Source organism: Corynebacterium felinum (assembly GCF_030408755.1).
GTDB lineage: Bacteria > Actinomycetota > Actinomycetes > Mycobacteriales > Mycobacteriaceae > Corynebacterium > Corynebacterium felinum.
The window spans coordinates 205,520-227,124 of sequence record NZ_CP047209.1 but is presented as its reverse complement, the minus strand read 5'-3'; the positions used below and the strand labels follow the sequence as shown (position 1 = coordinate 227,124).

General features: G+C 53.5%; 17 protein-coding genes. 10 read left to right on the top strand and 7 right to left on the bottom strand.

Features of this window, described 5'->3' with window-relative positions; genetic code table 11:
* Positions 1–2 precede the first annotated feature (2 nt).
* Positions 3–1,193 carry a DNA polymerase III subunit delta' gene (locus tag CFELI_RS00990; RefSeq protein WP_277104827.1) on the bottom strand — a complete coding sequence of 397 codons (1,191 nt, stop codon included), beginning with the start codon at positions 1,191–1,193 and terminating at the stop codon, positions 3–5.
* A gap of 60 nt (positions 1,194–1,253) precedes the next feature.
* Here CFELI_RS00990 and CFELI_RS00985 point away from each other — a divergent pair, with 60 nt between their 5' ends.
* Together CFELI_RS00985 and CFELI_RS00980 are read left to right on the top strand one after the other, a co-directional pair.
* Positions 1,254–2,777 carry an adenylate/guanylate cyclase domain-containing protein gene (locus tag CFELI_RS00985; RefSeq protein ID WP_277104826.1) on the top strand — a complete coding sequence of 508 codons (1,524 nt, stop codon included), beginning with the start codon at positions 1,254–1,256 and terminating at the stop codon, positions 2,775–2,777.
* 409 nt (positions 2,778–3,186) lie between these two features.
* A complete protein-coding gene (locus CFELI_RS00980; protein ID WP_277104825.1) occupies positions 3,187–5,163 on the top strand; it encodes an OPT family oligopeptide transporter in 1,977 nt (658 codons plus the stop codon).
* Positions 5,164–5,261: 98 nt separating this feature from the next.
* Here CFELI_RS00980 and CFELI_RS00975 read toward each other — a convergent pair whose 3' ends face one another.
* On the bottom strand, positions 5,262–6,683 hold the full coding sequence (locus CFELI_RS00975; RefSeq protein WP_277104824.1) for a hypothetical protein: 1,422 nt from the start codon (positions 6,681–6,683) through the stop codon (positions 5,262–5,264).
* A gap of 337 nt (positions 6,684–7,020) precedes the next feature.
* On the opposite strand from CFELI_RS00975, the gene CFELI_RS00970 reads away from it, so the two are divergent.
* From CFELI_RS00970 to CFELI_RS00940, 7 genes are read left to right on the top strand one after another with little or no spacing between them, the layout of a single operon-like run.
* Positions 7,021–10,023, top strand: coding sequence for a DUF4040 family protein (locus CFELI_RS00970; RefSeq protein WP_277104823.1), 3,003 nt, complete (start codon positions 7,021–7,023; stop codon positions 10,021–10,023).
* Complete coding sequence (locus CFELI_RS00965) at positions 10,020–10,457, top strand: cation:proton antiporter subunit C (RefSeq protein ID WP_277104822.1); 438 nt, start codon at positions 10,020–10,022, stop codon at positions 10,455–10,457. The genes CFELI_RS00970 and CFELI_RS00965 overlap by 4 nt, the downstream gene beginning before the upstream one ends.
* Positions 10,458–11,990, top strand: coding sequence for a monovalent cation/H+ antiporter subunit D family protein (locus CFELI_RS00960; RefSeq protein WP_277104821.1), 1,533 nt, complete (start codon positions 10,458–10,460; stop codon positions 11,988–11,990).
* A 2-nt stretch (positions 11,991–11,992) separates the two neighbouring features.
* A complete protein-coding gene (locus CFELI_RS00955; RefSeq protein ID WP_277104820.1) occupies positions 11,993–12,391 on the top strand; it encodes a monovalent cation/H+ antiporter subunit E in 399 nt (132 codons plus the stop codon).
* A 4-nt stretch (positions 12,392–12,395) separates the two neighbouring features.
* Positions 12,396–12,662 (top strand): cation:proton antiporter, encoded by a 267-nt coding sequence (locus CFELI_RS00950; protein ID WP_277104849.1) that lies wholly within the window; start codon positions 12,396–12,398, stop codon positions 12,660–12,662.
* Positions 12,662–12,985, top strand: coding sequence for a Na+/H+ antiporter subunit G (locus CFELI_RS00945; RefSeq protein WP_277104819.1), 324 nt, complete (start codon positions 12,662–12,664; stop codon positions 12,983–12,985). The genes CFELI_RS00950 and CFELI_RS00945 overlap by 1 nt, the downstream gene beginning before the upstream one ends.
* Before the next feature lie 58 nt (positions 12,986–13,043).
* Complete coding sequence (locus CFELI_RS00940; RefSeq protein ID WP_277104818.1) at positions 13,044–13,604, top strand: RNA polymerase sigma factor; 561 nt, start codon at positions 13,044–13,046, stop codon at positions 13,602–13,604.
* Between the two features lie 7 nt (positions 13,605–13,611).
* On the opposite strand, the gene CFELI_RS00935 is transcribed toward CFELI_RS00940, so the two are convergent.
* From CFELI_RS00935 to CFELI_RS00920, 4 genes are all read right to left on the bottom strand, one after another.
* Entirely contained in the window at positions 13,612–14,322 is a 711-nt protein-coding gene (locus tag CFELI_RS00935; RefSeq protein ID WP_277104817.1) for a hypothetical protein, read from the bottom strand.
* Between the two features lie 171 nt (positions 14,323–14,493).
* On the bottom strand, positions 14,494–16,026 hold the full coding sequence (locus CFELI_RS00930; RefSeq protein ID WP_374724709.1) for a catalase: 1,533 nt from the start codon (positions 16,024–16,026) through the stop codon (positions 14,494–14,496).
* Positions 16,027–16,382: 356 nt separating this feature from the next.
* On the bottom strand, positions 16,383–17,414 hold the full coding sequence (locus tag CFELI_RS00925; RefSeq protein WP_277104816.1) for an aspartate-semialdehyde dehydrogenase: 1,032 nt from the start codon (positions 17,412–17,414) through the stop codon (positions 16,383–16,385).
* 280 nt (positions 17,415–17,694) lie between these two features.
* On the bottom strand, positions 17,695–18,960 hold the full coding sequence (locus CFELI_RS00920; protein ID WP_277104815.1) for an aspartate kinase: 1,266 nt from the start codon (positions 18,958–18,960) through the stop codon (positions 17,695–17,697).
* Between the two features lie 246 nt (positions 18,961–19,206).
* Between CFELI_RS00920 and CFELI_RS00915 the strand changes: the two genes are divergently transcribed.
* Complete coding sequence (locus tag CFELI_RS00915; RefSeq protein ID WP_277104814.1) at positions 19,207–20,058, top strand: DMT family transporter; 852 nt, start codon at positions 19,207–19,209, stop codon at positions 20,056–20,058.
* A gap of 25 nt (positions 20,059–20,083) precedes the next feature.
* Here CFELI_RS00915 and CFELI_RS00910 read toward each other — a convergent pair whose 3' ends face one another.
* The gene (locus CFELI_RS00910) at positions 20,084–21,427 is read right to left on the bottom strand and encodes a mannosyltransferase family protein (RefSeq protein WP_277104813.1); all 1,344 of its coding nucleotides are present in this window, start codon (positions 21,425–21,427) and stop codon (positions 20,084–20,086) included.
* Between the last annotated feature and the right edge of the window lie 178 nt (positions 21,428–21,605).

Genomic DNA, 21,605 nt, shown 5'->3' with positions numbered 1-21,605 from the left:
AATCAGCGCACCTTACACGCAATTCTGATCCTCCCCACCATGGCATCCATCGCCGCTTCCGGCCGCACATTCTGCGGGAATGCGGCGCGACATAATTGGACGGCATCAATGCACGCTAGGAGGCCCTCGGGGCCCACCTTGACTAAATCGTGGGCAAGACCTTGCATATCGGGGTGAATTGGGTGCAGATTCACCCCAGTAGAAAGCATAAGAGCATCGCGATACAAGCCCATCAGATCCACCAGCTGCATATCCAGCACGTCGCGAATGGCGCGAGTTTCGCGCTTCTTTTGCAGCTTTTCTAGCTCTTTAATCTGGCTTGCGGAACCTTCGAGAGCTTTTTGCGCACCTTTACCCCGCGCACCCATGCCTAAAGACATGCGGAGTTTTTCGATTTCGCGTTCGTTTTCAGCAGCAAGTCCCTCAATGGCATAAGTTTTCGCATTCTTAATGAGGTCACTAACTGCCTGAAACGCTTGGTCACCGTGAAAAATCAACTCAGCGAGGTTCAAAATCGCACTGCGCCGCTCCTGGGTTGCTTTGTCCGTTGCAAGATGGCGCGCCCGCCCAATGTGGTGCCCCGACGCGGCAGCAGCGAGCCTCGCCACATCCTGATCAATCCCACCCCGCATTAAGATTTCAGCAACTTCCTCAATACTGGGTTGTGGCACATACACATGGCGGGAGCGCGACAGCAGCGTGGGAATGATATCTTGCGGGTCCGTCGAAGGAGCACAGAGCATAATCACGGTGTGTGCTGGGGGTTCTTCCACCGTTTTCAAAAGTGCATTCGCCGCCGATTCGGTGAGACGATCAGCATCGTCCAAAATAACAATGCGCCAACGCCCCACAGTGGGCATGCGGGCGGCGGGGCCGACGACGTCGTCACGCATACTCTCAACCGAAATCGACAGCTCACGCGGAATCACATGCACCACATCAGTGTGGGCATTTTTTTGCACCTTCTGACAATGCTCGCACACTCCGCAGCCAACAATCTCCCCCGTGCACTCCAGTGCGGCAGCAAACGCCACTGCAGCCACGCTTCGGCCCGAACCTGGGGGACCGGTAAAAAGCCACGCATGCGTCATGGCGCTACCTGTGTGCCCCATGCGGGCGGCGTGGGCGGCAGTACGTAGCTCCTCGGCAACTCGTGCACTAATGCCCATGTGGGCGAAGATGTCAGCATTCACCCACCCAACATTATTAGTTCTTCTTACATTTCGGCCACCAACGTGGTTAAAGTAGTGAGCATGCAAAGATTGTGGCTCGCGATGAAGTGGCTGGCGAAATCGTCGTGGCCGTTGTACGCAGCAACGGTTCTCGGCTCCAACGTGCTTGCCGCAGTTGGAATCATGCTGTTTGTCAAACATCTTCTTCCGCTGAAGGATTTTGAGAAATTCGCAGCAGACTCCCGCTTATCGACGCTGGGCACAACCTACCTTGTCATCGCGGTCATCATCGGCGTGGGCGCGACATTCGTGCTCTTTCGGCCGGTGCTCGACTGGCAGCGACACCCAGAGCGCCACGACCCGAACATGGTTCGCAACCTCGTCATGCGCATCCCCTTCTACCAAACAGTGCTCTCTGCAGGAGTGTGGTGCTTGGGAATTGTGCTGCTGACTATCACTGCATCGCAAACCTCAAGCAGCCTCGCCATCGTCATTGCACTATCGACGCTGCTAGCCGGGCTCGTTGTTGTGCTTTTAACCTACTTGGAAGCCGAACGACTCGTCCGCCCAGTAGCCGCTTCAGCGCTCGCCCGCCGTTTTGAAGACTCCACACTCGAACCGCCCATCACGCAGCGCCTACGCCTGACTTGGACACTCACCTCCGCCGTTCCCATCGTGGGCATCCTCCTCATGCTGCGCGGCCGCACCCAGGGATACTTCGCAGGGACACTCGACGACCTCATGCCGGCGATCTTCGCCATTTGCACCACAGCGCTGATCACAGGCTTCCTTGGCACAACACTGGTCGTGATGAGTGTCGTCGACCCCATTTTGGAGCTGCAGCGCGCAATCAACCGAGTGCGCCGCGGCGAAACGGACGTCGAAGTGGACATTTACGACGGTTCCGAAATTGGTGTCCTTCAAGCCGGATTCAACGAAATGATGCGCGGGCTCAAAGAACGCCAGCGCGTTCGCGACATCTTCGGCCGCTATGTCGGAGCCGAAGTTGCCCGGCGCGCATTGGAAGAACGCCCTGAACTCGGCGGCGAAGACCGCGAAGTAGCTGTTCTCTTTGTTGACGTTATCGGGTCAACGACCTTCGCCGTCACCCATGATCCGGAAGAAGTGGTGGAGGAACTCAACCGCTTCTTTGAGCATGTCGTTGATGTGGTGCACCGCAACAAGGGCATTATCAATAAATTCCAAGGCGACGCAGCGTTGGCTGTTTTTGGCGCACCTATCACTCTTTCTGATGCCACAGGTCACGCCCTCGCTGCTGCCCGCGAGCTGCGCCACGAACTCAAAGACATGCGACTGCAGGCAGGCATCGGCGTTGCCGCCGGACACGTTGTCGCCGGCCATATTGGTGGGCACGATCGCTTCGAATACACAGTGATTGGTGATGCCGTGAATACCGCTGCACGGTTGACCGAAATTGCCAAAGACACCCCAGGTCGCGTCATTACCAACGCCTCCACTTTGGCTAAAGCCAACGAAGCCGAACGTGCTCGGTGGACTTTGATGAAATCGGTGGAATTGCGTGGTCGCAACATGATGACGCAACTAGCGCGCCCGATTCGCCCAACGTTGGCTGATCGTTCTTAGAGTGTGCTTGCCACACGAGCGGGTATATTTTCGCATATATTGCAGGATTTACAGTCGCTTTAGTCACATGTTCGCCAGAAACTACCCCCTTATGTGTAGCCTCGATCACAAATATTCGCAAAACGTTATGTAGGCTCTAAGCTGGCCATTTCTTTGTACCTGAGGGGTTACTCCAGCTCTCATTCGGGCATATTTTGACCGGAGTACGCAGAATAGACAACGTCCCCTTATCAGTCTTAGTATTTCTTCCACTACATATTTACAGTTTTTTGACCTTCCCTCTGTTCTGGATTTCACTGTTGTGCGATACCTCCTTTCACACTGATGTACATGGATTTTTCCAGAATGGGTAACACTAGTGCTTACAGTTTCTCACCAATAGCACTGGAGAAAGGACACGTGTTTTCAAGTGTCTGCGCCCCCTACTACAGCTAAGGCTTCGCCTATTCGCGAACTCACGATTCGCGGCATTATCCTCGGTGGTCTCATCACCTTAGTATTCACCGCCGCAAATGTTTACCTTGGCCTTAAAGTTGGTTTGACCTTTGCCACCTCGATTCCCGCAGCCGTGATTTCCATGGCGATTCTGCGCCGATTCAACAATCACTCCGTGGTGGAAAACAACATCGTACAAACCATCGCTTCCGCTGCCGGAACTCTCTCCGCCATCATCTTCGTCCTTCCCGGCCTGATCATGATCGGCTTCTGGTCTGGGTTCCCCTACTGGACCACCGCAGCAGTCTGTGCCATTGGCGGCATTCTTGGCGTGATGTACTCAATCCCTCTTCGCCGCGCACTGGTCACCGGTTCTGATCTGCCCTACCCCGAAGGTGTCGCTGCCGCTGAGGTACTCAAGGTAGGCGACGATAACGCCGATGAAGCCTCCTTGGAAGAAAACCAAAAAGGCCTGAAGGTCATCTTGGCAGGTGGTTTGGCCTCTGCTGGCTTCACTCTCTTAGCCGCCATGAAAGCTGTCGCCGGTGGCGTTACCTACCCCTTCAAGCTCTTTGGTGGCGCATCCATGGCAGGTGCTTCCCTTTCGCTCGCATTGATCGGCGTGGGGCATCTCGTGGGCGTCGGCGTGGGTATTGCGATGATCGTCGGACTGATCATTTCTTATGGTGCTTTGCTACCAATTTTCTCCTCCGATGCTGTTAGTGCAATGTCCACGAATGATGATTTGGGGTCCATCGTTGGCACTACGTTCTCCGGCGAAGTTCGCTTCATTGGCGCTGGCGCTATGGCAGTTGCTGCCGTTTGGACGCTACTGAAGATCATTGCCCCTATTGTCAAGGGCATTAAGGAATCACTGCAGGCTTCGAAGCTGTGTCACAATGGTGCGGAAGTACCACTGACTGAACGCGATATCCCCTTCACTATCGTTATTGGAACCATCATTGCATCGATGCTTCCTGTGGGCGCTTTGCTCTACCTGTTTGTTCATGCATCTGAAATTGCGCACCACACCACCACGCTAATCATCCTCAGCATCGTGTTCGTTCTCCTGATCGGATTGATCGTGGCCAGCGTCTGTGGCTATATGGCTGGTTTGATCGGTGCCTCCAATTCCCCGATCTCTGGCGTGGGCATTATTGTGGTGTTGGCTTCCGCCCTGCTGATCAAGGTTGTTACTGGTAATGAACACGAGACCAATGCCCCTGCTTTGGTCGCGTATACCCTGTTTACTTCCGCAGTGGTGTTCGGTATTGCCACGATCTCGAACGATAATTTGCAAGATCTCAAGACTGGTCAACTCGTAGGCGCTACTCCTTGGAAGCAGCAGGTAGCGCTGATCATTGGTGTGTTGTTTGGATCGATCATCATCCCACCTGTGCTTCAGCTCATGCTGACAGGCTTTGGATTCCAGGGCATGGAAGGTGCTGGCCCGAATGCTTTGGCTGCGCCACAAGCATCCCTGCTGTCTTCTGTCGCGAACGGCATTTTTGGTAATTCTCTTGATTGGAACCTCATCGGCCTTGGTGCTGCCATTGGTGTTGGTGTCATTATTGTTGATGAAATCTTGAAGAAAGCAACCCATGGTCGCTTCTATCTTCCACCGCTAGCCGTTGGCATGGGCATGTATCTGCCGATCGCGCTGACGCTGATCGTGCCGATTGGCGCGTTCATTGGCCTGGCGTACAACAAGTGGTCCGATAAGCAATCCAGCCCTGAATTCGCCAAGCGTATGGGCACGTTGCTTGCCACGGGTCTTATCGTGGGCGAGTCTTTGTTCGGTGTCCTCAACGCCGCGATTATCGGTGCTGTAGGAACAGAAGACGCACTTGCCTTCTTTGACTTCGGAGCTCTAGCCAACATTCTTGGCATTGTCGTCTTCACCGGCGCAACTGTTGTTCTCTACCGCTGGGTCAAAGCTAAAGCCAGCTAACCGCAACACTTGCTGTGCCCCTGCTCCTTCTCATTGGAGCAGGGGCATACAATTTCCCTTTGCAAGGTAGAAAAGAAAACCTGCCACAGACGTTGCTATTAGGCTTCGAGATGCTTGGGGTTCAGCATTTTCAGCCCTGCAAAACCCATGATGCACAGTGCCGCCAGCACACCGATCCCTAGTCCTATCGAGTTGTTTGATCCGGAATTTCCTAACGCCGCAATCGCTGCCGTGGGATAGTGCACCGGCATCAGTGAACTTACAGTCAGCCAGGTGGAACTGATTTGGCTTGTCGACGCCAAATTCCACGCCCAGCCCACAACAGCAAGCTGCGTTCCCGCACCAACAAGTGCAAGGATTTGCCCACCTGTAGTGCCGAACACTCGTATGAAGATTGAACCTGTAAGTATCGACGCTAGTGCAAGAAGGAAACTTGTAGCCGCAACCCCCATGACCTGCTGCGTTTCCATACCTGTACCCAATAGTGCGGCAAGGCCTGCCGCTAGTGCGGCAAGAACTGCTGCGGTGATAATCGAAAGAACGCGAGTATTTCGACCGCGCAAACCAGCGCCGAGCAAAACGAGTGCTGCGATGAGGAAGGCATACATTGGGGCTAGGGTTTGTTGCACGCCGCGCTCTTGGGCCTCACTCGTTCCTGCAGACACAATGGGCATGGCTCGCTGAATAGCGCTAATCCGCTCTTTGGTCAGGCCAGCCATGTCGTCGATCTTTTTCGCGCCATCCTCAAGTTCACCAACTTTGCCTAAGGCTTGACCCACGCCTTCGTCGAGTTTGGCAAGCCCATCGGCGAGTTCTTTTGAACCTTTTGTCGCAGTATAAATTCCGTCATGGTAGCCATAGCCGGGCACCGCCAGTTGGTTGGCAATCTCTCGTGAACCGCCACGAAGATCCTCTAATTGTCGACGCGTAGCTTCATCAAGTTGGAAGGTGAGCACTTGTTCGCGAAATCCCCGCATTTGGTCGCGCAGTCGCACAAGATCCGAGTTCTTGGTGTTTTTCAGATCCTCAATGTGGCGATCAAGCGCGGCGAGGATTTGTCCGCGCACTGCTTCAAGTCCGATGACCTGATTCACTGCAGTTTCAACACCATCGGCGACCTTGGTGGCACCATCACCCAATTGCCCAGTTGCGGCTTGGAGCTCCACCATACCGTTGCTTAAACGTGCCGATCCGTCGCGTGCTTGCGCAATCGGGCCGGTCACCTCCCCTGTGCGACCTGCGATACCGCTAGTGGCGTCGACAAGCTCTTGGGTGCCGTTTTTCAAAAAACCTGCTTGGGAGCTTGCTTCACCGGTTGCGCGGCGTGCGTCAACGAGCACGGAATCGTCGATCGCTGCAGGCGCTCCTTCGCGTTCTTCCCCAACGCTCCAAGTGGCAGCTGGGTCAAGTTTGGCCGTGCTTGTGTAGGCTGCACCAGCGATCAAGGGGACGCTCATGAGGGCTAATGCGATGAGTCTTTTCAGTTTTGTCGGACCTAAGGGCAGTGCGTGCTGGCTCATAGTATTCAAAACTAACCGTGACTTTCACACCATCGGTGTAGGCGCACCGTCATTTTAAGGTAACGTTTACGTCGTTGGTATACCGTTCCTTCAAGCAAACGAAAGTAGGCGCCGGGGGCATAAACAATCGCATATTTCAAGGAATCAAGGTAAACATTACGTGCGTTTTACGTGTGTGAGCAGCATCTAGACACATTGACGCTACGCGCTTTTACTTTTGCACTAAGGTACAAGTGGTTTTCAGGGTTCCTCTTGATGTTCATAGTGTGCGTGATTGTCAACGGCGCTGTCTTCTCATTGCCCTTTTACCACGGGTGTGAGGAGGTCGAGAATAATAGTGTCTTTGATCATTGTCCCTGCCCTTGCGGCGCTCGGCGTGGCCGCAGCACCTGTTTTGGTGAGGATCTTCGACCGTAACGCAGGCTGGCCTTTGGCTGGGCTGTTTATCGTCGCGGCCGTCTTACTGATGCAGCAGCTTCCTGGAATTTTATCTGGCCAGCCGCTTACTTTTACTTACACGTGGGTTCCCGATGTTCTTGGGGAAGGCATTGATGCGCACGTGGCCATGCGTGCCGATGCGTTGAGTGTTTTCTTCGCCTTACTTGCCTTGGTGGTGGGTTCGGTTGTGTTCATTTATTCTGCTTCTTATCTTCCGAAGCTGAAAGGTAACACGAGCTTCTACACGATTATGACGGCCTTTATGGCCTCGATTCTTCTTCTTGTGTTTGCAAACGATGCGGTTGTGTTGTTTGTGGCCTGGGAATTGGTGTCGTTAGCGTCGTTCATGTTGATTGCTCGCTCTGGCGGTAAGGGTGGCGAGCAGGGTTCACAACGCACACTGGTATTGACGTTTATCGGTGGTTTGACGTTGCTCGTTGCTTTGGCGATTGCATCCACTCAAGCTGGCACGACCAGTATTGATGGGATCTTGGCCTCTGATTTCTGGTCGCAGTCTCCTGCTCTTACCTCTGTTATTGCGATTTTGATTGCAGTTTCTGCTTTTACAAAGTCCGCCCAGTTGCCGTTTCACTTTTGGTTGCCTGAAGCAATGGCTGCGGCAACCCCAGTGTCGGCGTTCTTGCATGCTGCCGCTGTGGTGAAGGCGGGTATTTACCTGCTTCTGCGTTTCAGCCAGGTGTTCCATGATGTGTGGGTTTGGAATGTTGTGTTGATCGTGGTGGGCATGTCCACTGCGGTGATGGCTTCGTTGTTTGCGATTCAAAAAACTGATTTGAAGAAGTTAACGGCGTACTCCACGGTGTCGCATCTTGGTTGGATTGTGGCCACGATTGGCGTGGGCACTCCTTTCGCCCTAGCTGCAGCTTTGGTGCATACTTTGGCGCACGCATTGTTTAAGTCCTCACTGTTCATGTTGATCGGTGTCGTCGATCATCAAACTGGTACGCGTGATTCTGCGCGTCTTGGTTCGTGTTGGCGCAAGCTTCCGTTTACGTTCGGCTCGGTTGTCATTGCGGCTGGCTCCATGGCTGCTCTGCCGCCGACGTTGGGTTTTATTTCCAAAGAGGGAATGTTAGGTGCGTTTGAGCAAGCACCGCTTTCTTCTGTGGCGGTGTGGGTTTTGCTCGCTGCTGCTTCGGTGGGTGCGTTCTTCACGTTCACGTATTCTGCCCGTATCGTTTTTGATGGTTTTGTTGATGGCGATCGCGACATGTCCGAGGTGCGGGAGGCTCCTGTTAAGCTATGGCTTCCTGCGGCGTTGCCGGGGTTGCTTTCGTTGCCGTTGGTTGCTGTTGTTTCGCTTTTCGACGCCCCCATCTCGGCAGCGGTTGCCGCTATTTCTTCTGATCCTCATACCCACCTTGCCTTGTGGCATGGGGTGAATGTTCCACTGCTGATTTCTCTTGGTGTCACCATTGCCGGATGTGTGGGTATTTACTACCGGAAGCTCCTGTGGAGTTTCGTTGACGGGCGTGCTTTTGCACCGTACACCGGCAATCATTTGCTCATGCGCTTTAACCAGAGCTTTAGCCATGTTGGTAAGAAACTTGCAAAGATGGCTGATTCTCTTGCCCCAGCGCGTCATTTGGCTTATCTGTTTGGCCTTTTGCTCCTCTTGGGTGTGAGTGTGATTGTTAGTGCGTGGAAGTCGGGCGACCTTTTCAGCATTGATGGTGTGCCGATTCAACCGCGTAACCCAGGTGCCGATTTTGTTGTTGATCTCGTGCCTTTGATCATCATTGCGTTGGGTGTTGTGTTCTTGTTGCGCACCTCCACACGCATGACTGCGGTGTTGTTTATTGGCGCTGTAGGTGTCGGCGTGACTTTGCAAATGTTGGTTCTTGGTGCTCCGGATGTTGCGTTGACGCAGTTCCTAGTGGAGGCGCTGGTGGTTGTCATCATGATGATGGTGGTTCGTCAGCAGCCTGATACTTTCCATCCGACGAAGCAAAAGCGCCGGATTGCTGGTGCCATTCTTGGTGTGTGCGTCGGTGTGATTACGTTCCTTGTCTCCTTCATGATGTTGGGTCGGCACCCACGTAGTGAGATTGGTCAGTGGTATCTTCAGCAAGCCCCTGACATTACGGGGGGCGATAACGTCGTGAACACCATTTTGGTGGAGTTCCGTGCGTTCGATACGTTGGGCGAGTTGAGTGTGCTGGGTATGGCGGCGATTGTGATTGCCGCGGTTGTTACGTCTATGCCTCGCTATCCCTTCCATCCTGGTACGCATCCTGCGCCGTTCGGACAGTCGACAGTGAACGCGATTCCGCTGAAGAGTTTGCTCAAGGTTTTGATTCCAATTCTTCTTGTGTTGAGTGCGTTGATCTTCTGGCGCGGCCATAATGAGCCTGGTGGTGGCTTTATTGCGGCGCTGGTGGCTGGTTGTGCGATGATGCTCAGTTACTTAAGCTTCCCGCGTGATCGTCGTATTTTCCCTGTGTCTACTCCGATTTATCTCACTGGCATTGGTGTTATCACTGCAGTGGGTGCCGGTTTCCTTGGGTTGCTTAAGGGATCGTTCCTGTATGCCATTCATGGGTATTTTGCTGGGCAGCATCTGACCACTGCGATAATTTTCGATGTGGGTGTCTACTTAGCTGTTTTGGGCATGCTGTCGATGGCTATTAACGCATTGGGTGGCTATTTGCGCCCTGGTATGGAATATCAAGATTTGAATTTCACAAGGGAAGATTCGCCGTTGTGGCAGCCGAAGAAGGTGCCTGATTCTTTTGATGAGTTGCACCGTCTTGATTCCCCTGCGGCAAAGGAAATTCGTGCTGCAGCTATTCGTGAATCTGATGCGTTAAAGGCAGATGATGCGGCGCATGCAGCTACTATTTCGGGTTCGGTTCCCGTAGAAGGAGAGGCGAAGCAATGATCCTTTCAGCAACTATTGCTATTTTGGCCGCTGGCGGGGTTTATCTCGTTGTGCAGCGCGGTATGCTGCGTATCGTTTTGGGGATGACCTTGATTAGTCACGCAGTTAACCTCTTGATTTTGAGTGCTGGTGTCACGTCGTGGCGTGGGGAACCTTTCCCTTCTTTGACTGATTTTTCTTTGGCTGCTGATCCGCTCCCCCAGGCGTTTGTTCTGACTGCCATCGTGATTGCTATGGCAACTACTACTTATATGTTGACGCTTTCGGGCTTGGGCCGTTCTGATGATACGGAAGCGGAAGTTGTTGCTGATGAAGATTCTCCTCTGCAGACTCTTGGCCGATCGACCTCTTTCGCCGAATTGGCGGCTAGTGAGGCTCATGTTGCCAAGCGGGCTGCTCGACGCCCTCAGGTGGATGAGGGAGGCCACCACTAAATGAATCTCAGCTTTGTTCTTCCTCTTTTTGTAGGTTTTCCGCTGTTGGCGGTGGCTTGTGCAGCTATCGCGCCGTGGAGGTTTGTTCGTGATGGATTAGCGTTGCTTACACCTGTGGCTACGGCTATTGGTGGTGGGTGGCTTTTTGCTTACACCGGTGTCCATGGAACTGTTGCTCATTCTGTGGGTTTGTATGTCGGTGGGGTTGCTATCCCTTTTGCGGGTGATCAGTTTGCCGCTTTAATGGTGGTGACCACCTCTGTGGTGGCTTTTGCCGCTAACTGGTTTGCGATTGTGGTGGGTGAGACTCGTGCGCGTTTCTACTCCTCGCTATCGATTATGCTGCTTGCAGGTGTGATGGGCGCTCTGCTGACTGCGGATTTGTTTAACTTCTTCGTGTTCATTGAGGTTATGCTGCTGCCTTCCTATGGTTTGTTGGCAATGACCGGTACGTGGGCGCGACTATCTGCCGGGCGTACTTTTGTGCTGGTTAATTTGGCTACGTCGACTGTGCTATTGGCTGGCGTAGGCATTGTGTATGGCGTGACTGGTTCCGTGAACATGGCGGCGCTTAAGGGCGCTGCTGCTGGTAATGGGCCTGCAACTGTGGCTATGGGCATTGTGGTTGTTGCGATGGTGGTGAAGGCTGGCATTTTCCCTGTGCATACTTGGTTGCCTCGTTCGTATCCTGCGACTTCCGCGAGTGTAATGGCTCTGTTTTCCGGCCTACACACCAAGGTTGCGGTGTATATTTTGTTCCGCATCTATGTGATCATTTTTGATTTGGATGCTCGCTGGTTCACGTTGATTATGGTTGTCAGCGTGCTTGGTATGATCATGGGTTCATTTGCTGGTTTGGCTGAAAACTCGATTCGTCGTGTGCTGGCTTATCAAATGGTCAACGGTATGCCGTTTATTGTGGTAGCACTTGCGTTTGTTTCTGGTAACGAGCGTGCTGCTTTGGCGGCAGGCATTGTGTACATGCTGCATCACATGATCACTGTTGGTTCTTTGATCTTATGTGCTGGTGCTATTGAGGAAACGTACGGTAAAGATAACCTGCGCAAATTGTCGGGTATCGCTAAGCGTGATCCTTGGGTGGCTGCGGTATTTGCGGCTGGCGCTTTCTCTATTGTGGGCTTCCCCCCATTTTCCGGCCTGTGGGCGAAAGTGTTTTTGGTCATCACTATTGCGCGTGCTGATAGTGTTGCCGCGTGGATCGTCATTGGTGTGATCGTGGTTGCTTCCTTCGCAGCGTTCTTGGCCATGTTACGTATTTGGCGCAAGGTATTTTGGGGCGGTGTTATGAACAAGGAACGTGTCCCGGCCAACCTTCGTGTGCCATTCCTTCGGTTGGCACCTGCCGCGTTCATGATTATGTTGTCTTTCGCCATGTTCATTGGCGCGGGTTCTTTGCTTACAGCCGCGCAGAATGGTGCGCAGCAATTGATGGATTCTGACGGCTATGCTTCAGCAGTTTTGGTCACGGATAAGGGCCCTGCTGTGGGTGTTGTTCAAGGTGGTGGACAGTAAAAATGAATGCGTTCGTGTATGTCCCTTGGCTTTTATGGCAGTTGCTTAAAGCTACGTGGTTGGTTGTGATTGATACGCTCACTGGGAGCAAGAAAGTGGATCCGTGTATCGTGCATTATCCGCTGAGGGTGACGAAGGATTGGCAGATTACTGCTTTTGCTTCATCGATTACGATCACGCCGGGAACTATGAGTATGACCTTGATTGATGAGGATCCGGAACAGCAAACTGGGCCTCGGCATTTGGTGGTTCATGCTGTGTACGGCTCGAATCCGCGTGAGGTTTTGAAAGATTTGGCGCAGATGGAGCAAAAAATGGTTCCATCGGTGGCTCATGTGGCGCATGACTTGGAGTCAGCAGTGGTGGAATATCCTGCTGTTGTTCCGTTGAAGAAGGTGTAGTGTGATGTTTTTCTACTTCGCTGTTGTCGGCGCTGCACTGTTGGCTTTGTCGCTGGTTGGTTCGGTTATTGTTGTTGCACGTGCGCGTAATGAGTTCACACGTGTGGTTGTTGCCGATCTCATTTTCTACTCAATGATCGGGCTGTATTTGGTGTGGTCTATGTTCAATGACACTCAAATTGCTTACGAAATCGTGTTGCTTGCGGCCATTGCTGGTGGTGTTTTGCCAACTATGTCGATGGCTAGGATCGTGTCGAGGGGGCGTCGTTAATGATTGCTGAACTTATTGCCGGAACGTTGATTGTTCTTGCGGGCTTTCTGATGCTGCTCACCACTGTATTGGTGTGGCGTCTGCGCCATGATCCACTCACGTGCGCAAATCTGCTTGGCCCAGCTACTGGTGTGGGCTTGCCGTTGATTATTATCGCCAAATTGGTGATTGATTTTTCTGTCCACGGTTTCTCGGCAACCGATTTGCTGCGCGGTATTGGTGCTATTGCTGGTTTGCTAGTTGTTCTCGCTATCGGCGCATTCTTGCTGGGCCGCAGCTTGTATAACGTTGCGTCTGAGGAGCAGTCCACACCGCAAAGCTAGGTAGTTTTACTGGTGCGGTGCGTTGAGCGCACTCGCTGAGGTGTTAAGATGTTCAACCATGACGACTTCCTTACGCGACGAACAGGTTACTCAGCTTGCTTTAGCTGCAGGCCGCGGTGACCGTGCTGCGCTAACGGAGTTTATTCGCGCCACACAGACTGATGTGTGGCGCCTTCTTGCACACTTGGGTGGCGCTGATATTGCTGATGACTTGACGCAAGAAACGTACTTGCGTGTCATTAGCGCTCTTCCACGTTTCGCGGCGCGTTCGTCCGCCCGAACATGGCTGTTGTCTTTAGCCCGTCGCGTGTGGGTGGATAATATCCGTCACGATATGGCGCGTCCGCGTAAATCTGCTGCAGAAGTTGAGGCTGTTGATGCGCCCCACGAGTCCAGCTGGTCCGAGTGGGTGGATGTGCGCATGCTTATCGACGCCCTGCCGGCGGAACGTCGCGAAGCACTGATTTTGACTCAGGTACTGGGCTATTCTTACGAGGAAGCAGCAAAGATTGCTGACGTGCGTATCGGTACGATTCGTTCCCGTGTTGCGCGCGCCCGCGCCGATATTATTGCAGCATCTACCCAGTCCAACGCGGCCTCGCAGTCGGAAACTGGATAGTCTTTCTCTATCTGCGGCCGCGTCGTCGATTTCGTTGTCGTCGCGCACGCCGGTTCATTGGTGGGGATGAAACCGGCAGTGCTTGCTCTGGTAGCACGTCCACGATGGAGAGCAGTTTTTCCACTGCCTCGCTGAGTGTGCACGAGTAGTGTTGCATGATCACTTCAAGTTTGGCCATGAGAGCTTCAGCGTGTTTTCCAGTGATCACCGCTTGGATTCGTAAGTTTCGGTTGCGGTCAATGTCTGCGAGAACACGAGTGTTTTTCACTGGCTGCGCTGGAGTGTCAGCTGGCACAAGTTCAAGTTTGCGCAGTGCTTCGCGCATCTTACGGCGCAACCCTCCTCGTTGGGGCAGGCGTTGGCCTTCTTTGGTTGCGTATGCCGCTTGGATAAGCGTGTCTTGATGATCGTGGAGCTGCTGCGTGCTGATGGATTCAAGGGGCTCTAAGAATCCTGCGAGCCGATTGAGGCCGAAGATTCCGGTCTCTACTAGGAATTCAAAGAGTCTAGTGGCGTGTTCCTTTGTACGATGAAGGGCGCTGAGGCAGGCACTGGCACGTTCCGGGGTGAGATCGAAGCTGTGCGCTGCGATCTTGATGGTGTGTTCGTTTAAAGGGCGCTGAACGAAGTCTTGGATGTCTTCGATGTTTCGTTGACACAGCCTAGCGAAAGCAGGGTCGGCGTCGATATGTTGGGCGGCGTAGAGCTTGGTTTCCATGAGTGTCACCGTGGAACCTTTCTGTTGTGTTGTGAAGAAAAATCCGTACATAGATTAAGACTTCAAAAACAACGAATTCGTTCCGGATTTTTCACCCAGACGCCACCCCCCGCGCTACCCCTATTAAAAAAGCCACCAACACGTACATGTTGGTGGCTTTTTAAAAAGTTATTACTTCTTGGTTGCGAACAGTTCGCGAACTCGCTTGCCCAAGTTTGCGTCTACCTGCTCCCAGTACCAGTAGCAGCGCTGCTCAACCTCGTCGGATACACCAACCATGCAGTTGGTGATGTTGTCAGCCAAGCGCTCCTTCTCAGCATCATCCATGACCTCGCGGTACAGGATACCTGCCTGGACGAAGTCACCGTCTTCGGAGTGCTGGACGTAGGCTGCACGAACAAGGTCGGTGCCGTGTGGATCAGGGTTAACGTACAGCTCCTGAGCCTGACCGTAAGTTACGCCGGAAGAGGAGGACACGCCGTCGTCGAGGTAGCCTGCACCCTTCTCGAAGCGGTTCGGGGTGTAAACCGGTGCGCTTGCTGGGTTGAACTGGTATTCCATGTTGCCCTGGTGAGCGTAGGTGTTCACTGGGTACACTGGCTGGTTCACTGGCAGCTGGCGGTAGTTTGCACCGATGCGGTAACGGTGAGCATCAGCGTAAGCGAATGCACGAGCCATCAGCATACGGTCTGGGGACAGGCCCACACCTGGCACGAGGTTTGCTGGGTCCAGTGCCATCTGCTCGATCTGAGCGAAGAAGTTCTGTGGGTTCTTGTTCAGAATGAAGTATCCGACATCAACCAGTGGGTAGTCCTTCTGGGACCAGGTCTTGGTCAGGTCGAATGGGTTGTAGCGGTAGGTTTCAGCCTCATCGAATGGCATGATCTGAACCTTGACGTCCCAGATTGGGTAGTCGCCGCGCTCGATGGCGTTGAACAGATCCTCACGCTGGTAGTCGGCATTCTTACCGGCCATTTCCTGAGCTTCAGCGTCGGTGAAGCAGTCCCAGCCCTGGCGGGTCTTGAAGTGGTACTTGATCCACACTGGAGTGCCCTCTTCGTTGATCCACTGGAAGGTGTGGGAACCGAAGCCGTCTTGGTGGCGGGAAGTCTTAGGGGTACCGCGGTCACCCATCAGGTAGGTTACCTGGTGGGAGGATTCAGGGGTGCGGGTCCAGAAATCCCACTGTGCATCCGCGCAGCGCAGGCCGGTCTGGCCCATGCGCTTCTGGGAGTGGATGAAGTCTGGGAACTTCATGCCGTCGCGCAGGAAGAAGGTTGGGGTGTTGTTGCCGACGATGTCGTAGTTGCCCTCTTCGGTGTAGAAGCGCACTGCGAAGCCGTGAACGTCACGCCAAGTATCTGGGGAGCCCTGCTCACCTGCAACAGTGGAGAAACGGACTGCCATTGGGGTGACGGTACCTGGCTGGAACAGCTTTGCCTTGGTGTAAGCAGAAACATCGTTGGTGATGTGGAGCTCACCGAATGCGCCGTGGCCCTTTGCGTGTGGGTTACGCTCTGGAACACGCTCGCGGTTGAAGTGAGCAAGCTTTTCGATCAGGTGAATGTCGTTGAGAACGTTTGCACCCTGTGGGCCAGCGGTGATGGAAATGTTCTCGGAAGCAACTGGGCGTCCACCATGCTGGTGGGTTTGACCCTTCAACTCTGGGCGCATGCCGTTGGTGACGATGTCGTTGGTGTTCATGGACATGAACCTCCTTCACTATGTGATGGGTATCTCGGTTTTTACTGGGTAGATGTAATTAACACGGATTAACCAAGGGTTAGCTATCAATTTCTGATAATTCATAGCCTACATTGAAAAGCAAACCTTCGCAAACAATCCGGGCATATAAATTTTCTTTATAAAGCAAGCTATACGTAAGTTTGACCCTGCCCCAAGAAGCATCTGTGGAGGATTAACCCACAAGAGCAGCGAAAATAAGTGTCACCTAATGCTCCTAAAGGAGAAAAACGGGGCTGATTTCCAAAAAGTACAAAACCGCCGCAGCGGGATCATTTCTGACCCACGCTACGGCGGTGAAGTAGTACTTAGAGGCCCTATACAAGTAGCTCAGCGATCTGCACTGCATTCAACGCTGCACCCTTACGCAGATTGTCGCCGGAAACTACCAACACCAGGCCCTTATTGCCTTCAACAGTCTGATCTTGGCGGATTCGACCGACAAGACAGTCATCCTTGCCAGCAGCAGCCAACGGCGTGGGGACGTCGACAAGCTCAACACCAGGAGCATCCGCAAGAAGAGCACGCGCCTGATCAGGAGTAATCGCAGAATCAAACTCTGCGTGAACAGTCATCGTATGCCCGCTGAGCACGGGGACACGCACGCAGGTGCCAGACACCAAAAGATCAGGAATCTGCAGAATCTTGCGGGACTCATTGCGCAGTTTCTGCTCCTCGTCAGTCTCCTCGGAACCATCATCGACAAGGTTGCCAGCAAATGGCAGCGCATTGAACGCAATGGGTGCAACATAAGGTCCGAGATCATCGAACTGTACTGCTTGACCATCGTGGACAAACTTTTCAGCATCCGCCAGCGCATGCTTGAGCTGATCCAGCAACACGGCAACCCCAGCCACGCCAGAACCCGATACCGCTTGGTACGAAGAGACATGCATCTTCTTCAAACCAGCTGCTTCGTGCAAAACCTTCATCACGGGCATCAGTGCCATCGTGGTGCAGTTGGGGTTCGCAATGATACCCTTGACCACATCGTTTTTCGCCTCAGGGTTCGCCTCGGACACAATCAGCGGCACTTCTGGATCCTTGCGCCATGCCGAAGAATTATCCACAACTGTCGCACCTGAAGCTGCAAAGATAGGTGCAAATTCCCGCGATGTCGATCCACCTGCGGAGAACAGCGCAATGTCGATACCCTGCAGGGACTCAGGGGTAACGAGTGCCAAATCTTCAACGATCACATCCTCACCCTTGAAAGGAAGAGTCGATCCCGCCGATCGCGCAGAAGCAAAGAAACGAACCTTGTCTGCTGGGAAATTTCGTTGTTCGAGAATCGCGCGCATCACGCGGCCAACTTGGCCAGTGGCACCGACGACAGCAACCGTGGTCATGAGAGTGGGACGTCCCTTCCTTAAAGCCCTGGATTAGGGGATTGAAGCTTGTGTGGCTTGGGCGTGCAATGTTTCCATCACAACGTTAAGCAGTAATCTTATCAGCTGCATAGGAAAAAACTCCATAGAGCATTCCATAAACAAAGACCCCCGATCCCACACAGTGAGACATTTGCGGGATGTGTTTATCTCACTATGCAGCATCAGGGGTCAGAACTGCTTTTACGTTGTAAACGCACGCACGTCTGAGCGTTTTTTGAAGCATTAAAACATAAAAGTTTTAACGGCCAGTACCTGCATAAACAGTGGCCTCTTCTTCGCCACCCAGCTCGAAAGCATCGTGGAGAGCCTTCACGGACTTCGCCACTTCTGTTTCGCGCAACAACACAGAAATGCGAATTTCGGAGGTGGAAATCAGCTCGATATTCACGCCTGCGTCGCGCAGCGCTTCACAGAAGGTAGCGGTCACGCCTGGGTGCGACTTCATGCCTGCACCCACAAGTGAAACCTTGCCAATCTGGTCATCGTAAAGTACGTTCCTGCAGGTTCCATCGTGCTGCAACTTCATGAGCAGTTCAACGGCGCGTGGGCCGTCAGCACGTGGACAGGTGAAGGTGATGTCGGTGCGGTTATCTTCAAGTGAAGAAATATTCTGGATCACCATGTCAATGTTGATTTCGGCGTCGGCAAGTACGCGGAAAATCTTTGCCGCTTCACCGGGGGCGTCAGGGATGCCGAGCACGGTAAGCTTGGCTTCGGAATTGTCGGTGGCTACACCCACCAGTACTGCTTCTTCCACGGGAATTTCCTCCATTGAGCCGGACACGAGGGTGCCGGGATCATTGCTGTATGACGAACGAACTCTGATTGGAACATTAAAGGCACGCGCGTATTCGACGCTGCGCAGCACCAGAATCTTGGAGCCAGAAGCTGCGAGTTCCAACATCTCCTCGAAGGAAAGGTGGTCGAGTTTCTGAGCATTTGGAACGATGCGAGGATCGGCGGTGTACACACCGTCGACGTCGGAATAAATCTCACACACGTCGGCACCCAGCGCTGCCGCGAGGGCTACTGCGGTGGTGTCGGAACCACCGCGGCCGAGGGTGGTGACGTCTTTGGTTTCGCGGTTGACACCTTGGAATCCAGCAACGAGGCAGATTTTGCCGTTATCGAGGGCTTCACGGACGCGCCCCGGGGTGACATCGACAATGCGGGCGTTGCCGTGCCGTTCAGTGGTGAGCACGCCCGCCTGTGATCCGGTGAACGATTGCGCTTCCGCACCGAAAGATGCGATTGCCATCGCTACCAGCGCATTTGAGATTCGCTCACCGGCGGTGAGCAGCATGTCCATCTCACGCGCAGGTGGAACTGGGTTTACCTGTGCTGCCAGGTCGAGAAGCTCGTCGGTTGTGTCACCCATTGCCGAACACACGACAACAACGTCGTGGCCCTGCTTCTTGGTGGCAACGATGCGTTCAGCGACTCGGCGAATTCGTTCCGCACTTTCTAGTGAGGAACCACCATATTTCTGTACGATTAACGCCACTGGGCTCTAGCCCTTTCTGAAGCGAACGTTCGTGCTTCCGCAGCACTCCCCGCCCTCTGCTTCCTCCTGCGTTTCGCACGTGGTGCTCGTTGTCGGTGGGAATAAATGAGGTTGAAGGTTGACTGCTTGAAAGCGTGCACGGTTTGCTTCGTTAACATTTCTTCCAAGTTTTATCGATTGCTAAGCATACTATTCACTTGGGTCGAATCACGCATATCGGGGCAGCGGGGGTTAGTCTTGAGGGTGATGCATAACAACTATCTTGCGGTTCTGTTTGCCATCCTGTCTGCGCTTGTCATTGCATGGGGCACGGTTGTGCGGCACCGCATCGCTGAAAGAGCCCCCGCCGATGGCACATTTTCGGGTTCGCCGTTAATTACGGCTATCCGTCGTCCGTTGTGGTGGTTTGCTTCGTCGACCGCTTTGTTGGGTTATGGCTTTCAGGTCATTGCGCTGAGCTTTGGTTCACTGCTGATTGTGCAGCCGTTATTGGTGTTGTCATTGATGTTTACTATGCCGATGTCGGCCTATTACGACAAGCGTAGGCTGTTGAAGGATGAAGTGCTGTGGGCTTTTATTCTGACAATTTCAGTTGCGGTGTTGATTACGCTGGGGCGTCCTACTCCTGGGGATAAGCTTAGCGACGCCGGTACGTGGGGTTATGCAATGCTGATCGGCTCGGTGGTTGCGCTTGCAATCCATGGTGTGACTCGTCGATGCGCCAAAAATATCCGGGGGTTATTTTTAGGTGTGATAGTGGGCATTATTTACGGTTTTATCGCAGTGTTGTCCAAGACCACTGTGGATGTGTACCACGTTGCCGGTGTTAAAGGATTGGTTGTGCATTGGGTGCTGTGGGTGCTTATTGGCGGCAGTGTTTTGGGTACGATTGTCCAGCAGTATGCGTTTAATACTGGTGCGCTGCGCTTGTCGTTGCCTGCTATGACAACGGTGGAGCCGTTGGTTGCTTTTACCTTGGGGTATTTGGTTTTGGGCGAGAAGTTCCATGTGCATGGCTGGAACTGGGTGATCATGGGTGTGGCGTTGGTGTCGATGATTTTGGCGACGTTTGCGCTCTCAGCCCGCGCGAATCATTAGGAGTGCACGGATTTCCCCTTGTGTCTTAGATTGCCCAGTCGAAAATGACCAGCATATAGCTGGATGTGACGATTCCTGCTACTGACCACGCACCGATCATCAGCCCATAGGTGATAGGCGGAAGGCGTTTGGGGGTTTGAATAACTAGTGGCAAAAGTAGCACTAGCCCAAGCAGCAGCAGGCGGGGGCGTGAGTGCATGATGCCGTCGGAAAGCACAACGTTGGCCACGATTGTTGCGCCACATAGCCACAGTGCCCAGGGCAGGCGTCGGAAGCTAAAGAATACTGCAGATACTGCACCGATAATGGATGCGATGGAGATGAAGTATCCCGGTTGGGTGCCGCTGATGAGTTCTTGGACTGTCCAGCGCAGTGTTGCTGCGCCGAAATCGAAGCTGGAGTGCCAGCCTTTTTCTTGGAGTCCGAAGTAGCCTCCGATGTCGCGGGTGTGGCTTGATGCCCACCAGATATAGCCGAGGAGTGGGAGCGCTGAGGCGATGACTGAACCCCAGATGAGCCATGTGCGTCGGTCGCGCAGGTTGTGCGGGGCGTAGAGGAGGGCGATGATGGCGAAGGTGGCGATGAGGTCGATGGTGGTGAGTCGGAAGAATCCGGCGATAAAGATTAACAGTGCGGTGGCACACCAGCGTCCTTCGAGCAGCATTGCCATAGCCCACAGGCTTATGGCGATGAAGATGGCTTCGGTGTAGGCCATCTGAAAAGTTATTGACATTGGGGCGCAGAGGAAGAGGAGGGCTGCGCCTATTTTTCCGCTGAGCGGTGCCCCGAGCAGGGAGGCGAGTTTGATTGCTCCCGCTGCGATGAAAAAGGTGGCGATGAGGGAGAGGATTTCGCCTGCTGCGTAAACGTTGATGCCGGTAAGTTCATTCAGTGCTCGCATGAGCGCTGGTAGTCCAGGAAAGAATGCGAGACGTGTCTGGTAGATTTCGGGGTTGTCTGCGCCGTACCCTTGGGTGCTGAAGTAGCCGTATTTAGCGATTTCCGCAAAGTGGATGGCGTCCCATTGGCGCAGTTGGCGACCGATATTCGGCGCAAAACCAGTTGCGACCCATACTCCGAGGCTGCGTGCGATTGCGGTGACGATGCTTAAGGTGAGGGCTAAAAGCCAGTCGCGTGCGCCAAATGGGGTGGGGGTCCAGGTTGGTAAACGCAGTGCGTGAGCTCCTGCTGCGATGGGAGGTCGCGTGCTGGCAGCAAGTGCAGGAATTATTTCTTGGGCAAGCTGGGGTGCTGTACCCGCAGCTGGTGGTGCGGTGGTGTTGTCGCCTGAGTGGGTTTTGGTGTGCACTGCGCTGTTGCCTTTGCTCGTTGTGAGGAATGGGGGCAGGGGATGATAGTCTTTAGCCACTTTAATATCCCCACCTCACTACCATCAATCCCACTATGTGGAATTTATTTCCCACCCCCGATTAGACCTACCTCACATTTAGCTTGTATGCTGTGTCACATGCAGCGTGCGAGTTTCCTCCTTCTTCTTCGCCGCGGCGGGTCTTTGGCTTAAAGTTGTGTGACAACGGTCGGCACAC